This is a genomic window from Ruminococcus sp. (assembly GCF_024691275.1).
Taxonomy (GTDB): domain Bacteria; phylum Bacillota; class Clostridia; order Oscillospirales; family Ruminococcaceae; genus Ruminococcus.
In genome coordinates, this window is sequence record NZ_JAILNU010000072.1 from 1 (window position 1) to 11,069 (window position 11,069).

The following is an 11,069-nucleotide window of genomic DNA, read 5'->3' on the forward strand; positions in this document are numbered from 1 at the left end:
CTTCGTTCTTAATATGAACTGCAGCTCATCTTACCGCATCGACTCGACCATGAATAATGATTAGTGGCTCATTATTTTTTTATCAAAACCGGCTCACTTTTTTATTAGCGCTGTGGCTCAGTTTTTTATTGACAAAGGCAAGCCGGAAGTTTTAGGAAAGGAGTTTGAGGAAGAACCCTTTTCAAAAGGGTTCTTCCTCAATATCTCACGTAAAAACTTCTGTATAAGCACCGAGCTTATTCTGCCGTGGCTTGATAATTTTGCCATAAAAGGCGGAAACAGCACCCCCAAGTGTGCTGTTCCCATGTATAATATTAACTATATCATTTATTTGAAAGCGTATCTCATAAATGTATAGAGATGTGGTTTAACACATTCTGCGCCGTGTCCGCCGCCTGGGATCGACTGATAAGCATGGTCAACGCCGTTTCTTGTAAGAATGTCGCTGTACTGCTTAGGGAATGTACCAACAACGGTGTCGTTTGTACCGCCTGTTATCATGAATACGCTTGGCTCAGGACCAACATCTCTGAACTTCATTTCGCTTTCCTTCATACAACCGGGATGCTGCATGAACATATCGCTGCCTGGAGTGATACCTGGTGCAGGGCAAGCGCCGCCTACATAACCAAAGAGGTCGGGACGCATAAGTCCGCAGTAGATAGCCTCACGACCGCCCATTGAGAAGCCGGTGATAGCTCTGTTTTCTCTGCCTGTCTTTACCGAGTAGTTCTCCTCGATGAAAGGAATGAGGCTGTCAGAGATATCGTAGAGGAAGTTGTCGTATTCAGCACAAGTCTGCTGATTGATGCCGCTTGGGCTGTTCATAGTCTTACTTGTGAACATATTAGGAGTTACAACGATGAATTCCTCAGCCTTGCCGCTGGACATAAGACCTGTCATGAGTTCCTGAACGCCCATGCCGTTTACCATATCGTTCTCGCTGCCCATAATACCGTGGAGAACGTACATTACGGGGTATTTCTTGCTTGAGCTGTAATTAGGAGGCAGGATAACGTTGCACTTCTTTGTTTTGCCCGTATATTTACACATATATGTCTTGTTCTCTACCTTGCACTGGCTGCTCTTTTCAACGCCGCCTGGTACGGAAGTAGGCATATCATTTCTGATAGCAGCATTGTAATTCTGACCTGATACAGGTTTGCTTGTAGTCGTGGTAGTAGTCTGAACAGGTTTTGTGGTAGTAGTTGTAGTTGTTGTAACTACAGGCTCTGTGAACTTGACATTCTCACCGAGAATGAACTTTTTGAGGAGAAGGAGATCGGCAACAGATACGCCGCCGTCACCGTTAACGTCTGCGTTTGCAGGAGCTTTCCCACCGCCTGACATAACGCCGAGAACGGCTTTTCTCATTTCGATAACGTCGAAAACATCGACCTTGCCGTCGTTATTGAGGTCACCCTGGATACCCTTTTTATCGGGCTGTGAAGGCTCGGAGGGATCCGTGGTCGATGAGCTGTCGATGCTTATGAGAGGCTTTGTGCCCTTAATTCCGCCGTAAGCGCCGTCAATGTAGAAGTCGATGAGATCATCGGGAGCTTCAACATAAAGAGTGAGGTTTTCTGCACCTTCAGGGATAGTGAAAGCGCTGTTCGAGAGATCGGTCCACTTGCCCTTTTCGACGGACTTCATAGCAACTTCATCATAATTTGTTTTTCCGGAAAGATCGTACTGAAGAGTGAGCTTGAGCGAAGCGGAATCTTTACTGTCCTGCATTACAGCAGCACCGAAGCTGTATGTTGAACCGCTCTTGAATGCATTGCTGTCGAGTGCGAGCTCAACGCCGTTCCATTTCTCGGTACGACCTGAAACAAAAACGCCCTTTGAGCCGTTATAGCCTGTACCTGACTTTACGGTAGCACCGCCGCGTGAGCCCCAGTCTCCGAGGCCGTCCTCAAAGTCGTTCTTGAAGTAGTAGCCGTTTGCATCGGGTTCTACAACAACAGGAGTATCGGGTTCATACGGCTCGTCGGAAGCGCCAAAAGATATACTCTTAACGTTTGCGGAGCCGTTAGACCTGTATCCTTCGATATTGAGGGATACTTCAGTAAGTGTACCCGACATATCGAGACCAGCCTTTGACCACTCATCAAAGTGCTTGGAAACTGATACAGTGCCCTTCATGTTGTTTGTGGTGTTATTTCTTGAACCGCTGGTCGTGCGGACACTCCAGTACTGATTGAAGGTAGTATCACCCTCAATAGACGGTTTGTTGTAACGTGTTGACATATAGATGTCATATGTCTTGTTGTCGAGAGTACAGGAGCCTTTCTTCTGACCTTCATTTCCGGGTGGTCTCCAGTCGCCCCAGCCTTCGACGATGTAATATTCTACGAGAGGCTTTCTTGTCCAGCCGTAGATACACATATAAGAATTTCCCTTTGGAGTATACTCTACGTCGTAGTTAAGAACGATATCTCCGAAAGCCTTGTAATTCTTTTTCTGGCTGTCGTAGTTCTTGCCCATACGTGCGAGGAAATTCTCGATTCCGCTCCATGAGCAGGTGAAAGAACCTGCTGAAGGCTTCCATGAAAAGTTGCCCTGACTGTTCTGGTTCCATACTTCCCAGTCGAAACCACCTATGCTGCCCTTATCCTGATAGTCGGCAGCGTTAGTGATCGTTGGGATGCTTGCAGCTGCCATAAATACCGTAACAGCAGCACATAACGTTTTTTTGATTTTTGCCATTTTCACTTAAATCACTCCTTTGTTTAATTAAGCAATGTCATGATTTTAGTAATCCCCTGTGGCAATGGCCCAATTCCAATTCGTTTACACATTCTATTATAGCTAAAACGACGACAAAATGCAAGCCAAATATTGTGACCTTAGTTAAATATGACTAAAAGTTGCTAACAAAATGTAAACGGCTGTTTATAGCATAATAAAAATGTATATTTATATAATTATACAACATTTATGTAATGAAAGCAACTCAAAATTTGCTGATAAGGTGGATAATGTAACGAATGTACAAAATGGATTATTTTGATTAACGGAAATATAAGATTTATTGTACAAATAGCACAACGAAGGCGGTTAAATTACCATAAATGACAAAAAAATGGTATAAAGTGCAATGTGCCAAATATTATAATTTTAGTAATATAAAAATAAATAATTGTGTATTTTATATATAATTTATAAAATACACGCACGAAGGGAAATTGCATACGCAAAATTTAAAAAAATGGGGGCAGACTTATGAAAAAATTCCTCTCAATCGTAACGGCTGCAGCTCTGGCTATTCCGGCAACATTTGCCGCTTCGGCTGATGTAAAAGCGGATAACCCTGCTATCCAGACCATTTACAGTACGGATCCCGCACCGATGGTCTACAACGACACTGTATACCTCTATACAGGCCGTGACAAGGATAACTCCGACTTTTACTATATGCCTGACTGGCACTGCTACTCCTCGACGGATATGCAGAACTGGACAGACCATGGCATGATCCTATCCTGGGATTCGTTCACATGGGGCAAAGAAGACTCCGCGTGGGCAGCTCAGTGCATCGAGCGCAACGGTAAGTTCTACTACTACGTTACTCTCGAAAACAAATCAGGCGGCGGCAGATGTATAGGCGTTGCTGTTGCCGATTCTCCGACAGGTCCTTTCAAAGATGCTTTAGGCAAGCCTCTCCTTGGTCCTAACTGGGATTACATAGATCCTACAGTATTTATCGACGACGACGGTCAGGCATGGCTCATGTTCGGCAATCCGACCTGCTATTATGTCAAGCTGAATGAAGACATGGTAAGCTATTCGGGTTCTGTTGGAAAATTCAATATGAACGCTTCTACTTTCGGTCCTTCCGGCAATAAGGCATCTTCATACGGTGAAGGTCCGTGGTTCTACAAGCACAATGACAAATATTATCTTGTTTTCGCTGCATTTTACGGAAGTGACAGCGGTGAGAGCATAGGCTACTCCACTGCTCCTTCTCCCACAGGTCCGTGGACTTACGGCGGTCAGGTCATGAAGCCTTACAACTGCTTCACTAACCACCCCGGCGTTATCGACTATAAGGGACATTCATACCTCTTCTATCACGATGCGAGCCTTCCGGGCGGCGGAAGCTTTGACAGAAGCGTGTGCATTGATGAATTCAAGTACGGTGCAGACGGTTCTATCCCTACAATAACTCCTACAAAGACAGGTCCGACACAGCTTGAAACCCTTGATCCTTATAAGCGCGTTGAAGCTGAGACCATATGCTTCTCGAAGGGGATCAAGACCGAGACCTGCAGCGAAGGCGGCTTGAATATCGCCAATATCGAAAACGGCGACTACGTTAAGGTCAAGGGCGTTGATTTTGGCAAGGGAACAACCAAGTTCACCGCAAGTGTTGCTTCGGATACAGACGGCGGTGATATCGAAATATATCTCGACAGCCTTACAGGCAAGAAGATAGGCACCTGCAAGGTATCGGGCACAGGCGGCTGGCAGAAATGGAAAGAAGTTTCCTGTGATATCAGCGGAGCAAGCGGCGAGCATGACCTGTATTTCAAATTTACGGGCGGCAGCGGATACCTTTTAAATGTTGATTGGTGGCGCTTCGGCGATGCAGAGACTGCACCTGTTGTGACAACTTCAACAAGCACACCCAAAAATAATATAACAACAACTACTACCGCACCTAAAAAGTCGGTTGACACAGGCAGTTATCTCCTTGAGGAGTCCTTCGAGAGCGGTGTCGGCGACTGGGAAGGCAGAGCAGGCGCAAAGGTAGAGACATCTTCCAAGTATTCATTCGCAGGAAGCAAATCTCTCTACTGCTCAGTCAGATCAGAGGCATATCAGGGCGCATCTATAGCTCTCGGCAGCAATTTCAAGGCCGGACAGAGCTACAGCTTCAGCGCTAACGTTATGTATGACAGCGGCAAGGACAGCGATACCTTCCACTTTACAATGCAGTATGATCTCGGCGATGAGACGAAATATATCAAGATAGCGACAGGCAAGCCTATGAAGGGCAAGTGGGTACAGCTCGCGAATACCAACTTCAAGATACCGAGCGGTGCTGAGAATGTTTATATCTACGTTGAGACCGACAAGTCAACCGGCGACTTCTATATTGACGATATAAAGGCAGCTTCGGCAGGCACTGTCATCGAAGGTGCAAAGGGCGGTCAGTTCATACTCGGCGATGTGAATTCCGACGGACGCATCAATTCTATGGATATGGTAGCTGCAAGAAAGCTGCTCCTTTCCAAGAATCAGAGCGCAGACCTCCTTAAGCTTGCAGACGTTGACCAGAGCACAAAGTTTGAACTCAATGATCTCGTTCTTATACAAGAGTTTATCCTCGGCAAGATCAAGGAGTTCCCTGATAATTCACCTGAGCCTGTTAAGAGCGACTTTAATTACAGCGCAAATCTTCAGTATAAGGCAGCTCCAGACAGTTATTTCAGACAGCCTGCAAACCATGGTAAAGTTGTAAAGGAAAACTACAACGGCATCAACGGCAATAAGAATATGTACGTATATCTGCCTTACGGATATGATGAGTCCAAGAAGTACAATGTTTTCTACCTGATGCACGGCGGCGGAGAGAGCGAGGAGACTTGCTTCAACGACAATGACATAAACATCGACATCATGCTCGACAATATGATCGCAAACGGCGATATCGAGCCTATGATCGTTGTAACTCCTACATTCAATAAGGCTCCGAGCGCTGACGCTGTATGGGAAGAAATGCGCAAGTCCATTATTCCTTACGTTGAGGGCAAGTATTCCACATATGCGGAGAATACAACTATCGACGGACTCAGAGATTCAAGATACCACCGTGCATACGGCGGATTCTCGATGGGCGGCGGTTCTACATGGGCAAACTTCAATAATAACCTCGATATTATAGCATACTTCATGCCTCTGTCAGGTCACTGCTGGGACGGTGCGAACAAGGTGCTCAGTGCAGCAAGAAATTCAGGTTTCAAGCCGAATGAGTATTTCGTTCTCGCAGCAACAGGTACCGAAGACCTTGCATATGGCAATATGGTGCCTATGATAAACGAGCTCAAGAAGAATACAGACGTATTTACCTATACATCAGACTTCTCGAAGGGCAATCTGTATTTCCTCGAAGCAAAGGGCAATGTACACTGGTGGCCGCAGGTACGTCATTACATTTATGACGCACTCCCTTATTTCTTCCACGAGAACGGATAATGACACCTTAATAATAACAAAGCAAGCTCGTCATGCACAAAATGTGTGGTGAGCTTGCTTTGAGATGCATCAAAATACTTGAATAGTTCATAAATAAATGGTATAATGGGGTAAAGTATAAAAAATGTGAGGTGTCAGACATGAGTGATTATACTGAAAAATACATTTCATCCCACCTTTTTTTGAAACGTGAAGAGGGCTTTGAACACGCCCCATTTGACAGAGAGATCGCTTGTTATGAGAGTATATGCTCGGGTAATATCGAGCTTGTAAAGGTTTTTGCCACACCGCTTTGCGGAGAAGGCTACGGAGTCCTGAGCAAGGATCCCCTCAGAAATCTTAAATATCATTTTTCGATTTCTGCTGCGCTGATAGCCCGTTTCTGCATCAACAGCGGCATGACTCTTGAAGAGGCGTATAATCTCAGCGATATCTATATCATGAAGGCTGATGAATGCCGCACGGAAGATGAAGTCCATGCCGTTCATCAGGAGATGATCGAGGGCTATACACGCCATATGAGAAGAGTGCGCAACAGCGGCATCTACTCAAAGCAGATCGTCAGAGCTCTTGATTATATCAGCGATCATCTTCATGGAAAGATAATGATAGAGGACGCTGCTGAGTACCTTAAGATCAGCCCGGCGTATCTCTCAAGGCTTTTTAAAGCGGAGACAGGTATCGCATTCAGCAATTACGTGAGCAAGACAAAAGCTGAAGAAGCTGCGAATCTGCTGACTTTTTCGGAGTACACCGACTCTGAAATCAGCAATCTGCTTGGCTTCAGCTCACAGAGTTACTTTATCAAGATATTCAAGAAGTATCTTGGAGTAACTCCGAAAGAGTATAAAAAACGGTACAAATTTCCTGATTTTACAAAAGAAAACCAATGATCTTGCGTTATCCCCTGCGAGAGCAGGGGATAACATTTTATGCAGATATCATATAATTACTATTTTTTGCACTAAAATAATATACTAATAGGCTTGAAAATGTTATAATCTACTAAATGAATAATTAAGGTCAAGATCGTTGGATCAGGGATTTGTCATTAATCGTAAATTTACAGAAAACGGAGATTTGACAATGATCATTAACAATGTTGGATTCGACCACTGCCATGATGCAGACTTCTTTATCGACAGACCCGATGGTAGCGGAGATTATCTGCTTCTTCTCGTCAGGACACCCGCTGTGTTTGAAATTGACGGCAAGGAAACAGTTACACCCGCGGGATCGGTCTTTATTTACCCTAAGGGCAGACCTCAGCGCTATCGCTGTGTGCCTTTGAACGTGTTTGAAAATGACTGGGTACACTTCGATTTCGATAATAAGGCTGAGGAGGAAGAGTTTCTCAAAATGGGGATACCCTTTGAAACGGCAGTTACAATGTCACTGGAATTTTTGAGCTACTGCGTGAAATCCATTGCTTATGAAAGATATTCTGACAATCCCTGCAAAAATGAGTCCGCAACACTTTTTATGCGGCTCATGTTCATAAAGATACGTGAAATGAGCCTGAACAGTATCTCAGGCAGAAAAAGCACACAGTTCGAGCTTATATCAACTGTGCGCAATAAGATATACAGCCGCCCTTATGAGCAGCGCAGTGTTGACAGCACCGCACATGAGGTGCGTATGAGCCGCTCGGCTTTTCAACACGCTTATAAAAAGCATTTCGGCATGACATTTATTGAAGATCTCGTAAAAAGCAGAGTTAGCTATGCAAAAATGCTCCTTTCCACTACAAATATGAATATTACTGATATATCGGTGAGCAGCGGCTACCACAGCTATGTTCACTTCGCAAGACAGTTCAAGGAACAGACGGGGTATACTCCGTCTGAATACCGCAAAATGGCACAAAATGTAACGTAACACTATTCCTTCCAAAGCTGTTTCCCTTCGTGTTCCGTTGCATATAATGTAAATATCAAGTGACCAATGTCACGGAATGTGAGGGCGGATTATGAAAAAGCACACACTGAAACGTTGTGCGGCTGTTTTTGCAGCCTGCGCAACAATGGCTTCATGTCTGACTGCTGTAACTGGGGCAGGTTCGGCGGCTGACGGCGTAACAATGTGGGGAGATGCTAACTGCGACGGTAAAGTTGATATGAGCGATGTTGTCATCATCATGCAGTCGCTTGCAAATCCCAACAAGTACGGCATCAACGGCTCGGATCAGTTTCACATCACAGCTCAGGGACTTAGAAATGCTGACGTTTATGAGAACGGTACTTCAGTAACGAGCAGCGATGCTCTTTCGCTTCAGAAGTATCTTCTGCATAGCATAACTCAGCTTCCTGAGTCGTATGCAAGCAATTGGCAGCCTGTTGTTACTACGACAACAACTACTACAAGTACTACCACTACAACTACTACCACAACGACTACAACTTCAACGACCACCACTACAACAACGACGGCTCCTAAGTCTGTGCTTCCTGATCTCGGAACTCCTATGAACTCGGGCGCAACTATGGTCGAGGACTTCCGTGACGGTTCGGCTACATATTTCATAGCTTCAGACGGCTGGGAGAACGGCGATCCGTTTGACTGCGGCTGGTATAAGTCACAGACCTCCTTCAAGGACAATGTGCTCAACCTCAGCATTGACAGGGATTATTCGGCCAAGTATAACTATGCAGGCGCAGAGTACAGAACTACTGATTTCTATCACTACGGCTACTATGAGACCTCTATGCAGGCTATAAAGAATACAGGTGTTGTTTCCTCGTTCTTTACCTATACAGGAAAGTCCGACAACAATCCCTGGGACGAGATCGACATAGAGATACTGGGCAAGGATACAACAAAGGTGCAGTTCAACTACTACACAAACGGTCAGGGTCGCCACGAGTATATGTATGATCTTGGCTTTGATTCTTCTCAGGCATTCCATACATACGGCTTCGACTGGCAGCCCGATCATATAACATGGTATGTTGACGGCAAGGCTGTTTACACAGCGAACCAGAACATTCCTAAAACTGCGGGCAAGATCATGATGAACACATGGCCGGGCAGAGGCGTTGATGGCTGGCTCAATCACTATGACGGAAGAACTCCGCTTACTGCTCGTTATCAGTGGGTGACATACAATAAAAACGGCGTTCAGAAGAATAACAACCAGCAGCAGAACAATAATCAGCAGCAGAACCCTTGGGAGAACAATAACAATAATCAGCAGCAGAATAACGGCATCAAGGATTATGGTACTGAAATAGATAAGTTCGCTGATATGGTCGATGATTTCAGAAACGGTTCATCACGCTACTTCATCGCTTCCGATGGCTGGGAGAACGGCGATCCCTTCGACTGCGGCTGGTACAAGTCACAGACTGCTTTCAAGGATGGTGCACTGACGCTGAGTATCGACAGGGACTACTCGGGCAAGTATCATTATGCAGGTGCTGAGTACAGGACCAATGATTTCTATCATTACGGTTACTATGAGACATCTATGCAGGCTATAAAGAATAAGGGCGTTGTCTCCTCATTCTTTACCTATACAGGACAGTCTGACAATAATCCTTGGGACGAGATCGACGTAGAGATCCTCGGCAAGGACACCACAAAGGTACAGTTCAACTATTACACAAACGGTGTGGGCAAGCATGAATATATGTATGATCTGGGATTTGATTCATCTCAGGGATACCATACATATGGCTTCGACTGGCAGCCTGATCATATAACATGGTATGTTGACGGAAAAGCTGTTTATACAGCAAACCAGAACATTCCTAAAACTGCGGGCAAGATCATGATGAACACATGGCCCGGCAGAGGTGTCAACGAGTGGCTTGACCAGTATGACGGAAGAACTCCGCTTACCGCTCGTTATCAGTGGGTAACATACAAGAAGTCGGGCGGTTCAAACAACAATAACAATAATAATAACAACCAGAACCAGAATCCTTGGGAGCAGGGGAACAACAATAACAACAATAATCAGCAGCAGTCTAATGTGACAGCCTCCGGTCTTGTTGACTACGGTACGCCTATGAAATCGGGTACAACAATGGGTGACGATTTCAGAAATGGTTCATCACGTTATTTTATTGCTTCTGACGGCTGGGAGAACGGCGATCCATTTGACTGCGGCTGGTACAAGTCACAGACTGCTTTCAAGGACGGAGCGCTTCAGCTCACTATAGACAGGGACTACTCGGGCAAGTATCATTATGCAGGTGCTGAGTACAGGACCAATAATTTCTATGGTTTCGGTTACTACGAGACCTCTATGCAGGCTATAAAGAATACAGGAGTTGTTTCGTCGTTCTTTACCTATACAGGTCCTTCCGACAATAATCCTTGGGACGAGATAGATATCGAGATCCTCGGTAAGGATACTACAAAGGTGCAGTTCAACTACTACACGAACGGCGTAGGTAAGCATGAATATATGTATGATCTTGGATTCGATTCGTCTCAGGGATACCATACATACGGCTTTGACTGGCAGCGTGACCATATCACATGGTATGTTGACGGCAAGGCAGTGTATACAGCTTACAGCAATATTCCTCAGACTCCCGGAAAGATCATGATGAACACATGGCCCGGCAGATGTGTTGACGATTGGCTCAATCACTACGACGGAAGAACTCCTCTTACAGCGCGTTACCAGTGGGTAACCTATAACAAGCAGTAAAATCTTATAGTGTAAGATTTTATCCTTCCATTATACATAAGGTCAAGGGCGATACATAATGTATCGCCCTCAGCCTGTCGAAAAAGTCCAGCGAAAGCTGGTCTTTTTCGCATTTATGTGGTATAATATAGGAGAAGGGAGCTGAGTAGAATGCTGAGCGAAAACAGAGCGGAACGAAATCAAATGGAAATGTTTTGTATCGACAGTT

4 protein-coding genes and 4 pseudogenes are annotated in these 11,069 nt (G+C 45.1%); 7 read left to right on the forward strand and 1 reads right to left on the reverse strand.

Annotated features, from left to right (window positions below):
• Positions 1-327 precede the first annotated feature (327 nt).
• On the reverse strand, positions 328-2,709 hold the full coding sequence (locus K6G33_RS08455; RefSeq protein WP_296778308.1) for a glycoside hydrolase family 11 protein: 2,382 nt from the start codon (positions 2,707-2,709) through the stop codon (positions 328-330).
• Between the two features lie 516 nt (positions 2,710-3,225).
• Here K6G33_RS08455 and K6G33_RS08460 point away from each other — a divergent pair.
• The 7 genes and pseudogenes from K6G33_RS08460 to K6G33_RS08490 form a co-directional block, all read left to right on the forward strand.
• Positions 3,226-6,201, forward strand: a complete 2,976-nt coding sequence (locus K6G33_RS08460; protein ID WP_296778311.1) for a family 43 glycosylhydrolase — start codon at positions 3,226-3,228, stop codon at positions 6,199-6,201.
• A 140-nt stretch (positions 6,202-6,341) separates the two neighbouring features.
• Positions 6,342-7,094 (forward strand): helix-turn-helix domain-containing protein, encoded by a 753-nt coding sequence (locus K6G33_RS08465; protein WP_173449082.1) that lies wholly within the window; start codon positions 6,342-6,344, stop codon positions 7,092-7,094.
• Between the two features lie 193 nt (positions 7,095-7,287).
• Complete coding sequence (locus tag K6G33_RS08470) at positions 7,288-8,079, forward strand: AraC family transcriptional regulator (RefSeq protein ID WP_296778313.1); 792 nt, start codon at positions 7,288-7,290, stop codon at positions 8,077-8,079.
• Positions 8,080-8,281: 202 nt separating this feature from the next.
• Positions 8,282-8,476 (forward strand): annotated as a pseudogene (locus tag K6G33_RS08475) (dockerin type I domain-containing protein); the annotation flags it as partial.
• A gap of 234 nt (positions 8,477-8,710) precedes the next feature.
• Positions 8,711-9,331: pseudogene (locus K6G33_RS08480) on the forward strand (glycoside hydrolase family 16 protein); the annotation flags it as partial.
• 159 nt (positions 9,332-9,490) lie between these two features.
• Positions 9,491-10,078 (forward strand): annotated as a pseudogene (locus K6G33_RS08485) (glycoside hydrolase family 16 protein); the annotation flags it as partial.
• A gap of 195 nt (positions 10,079-10,273) precedes the next feature.
• Positions 10,274-10,849, forward strand: a pseudogene (locus K6G33_RS08490) (glycoside hydrolase family 16 protein); the annotation flags it as partial.
• Positions 10,850-11,069: the final 220 nt, after the last annotated feature.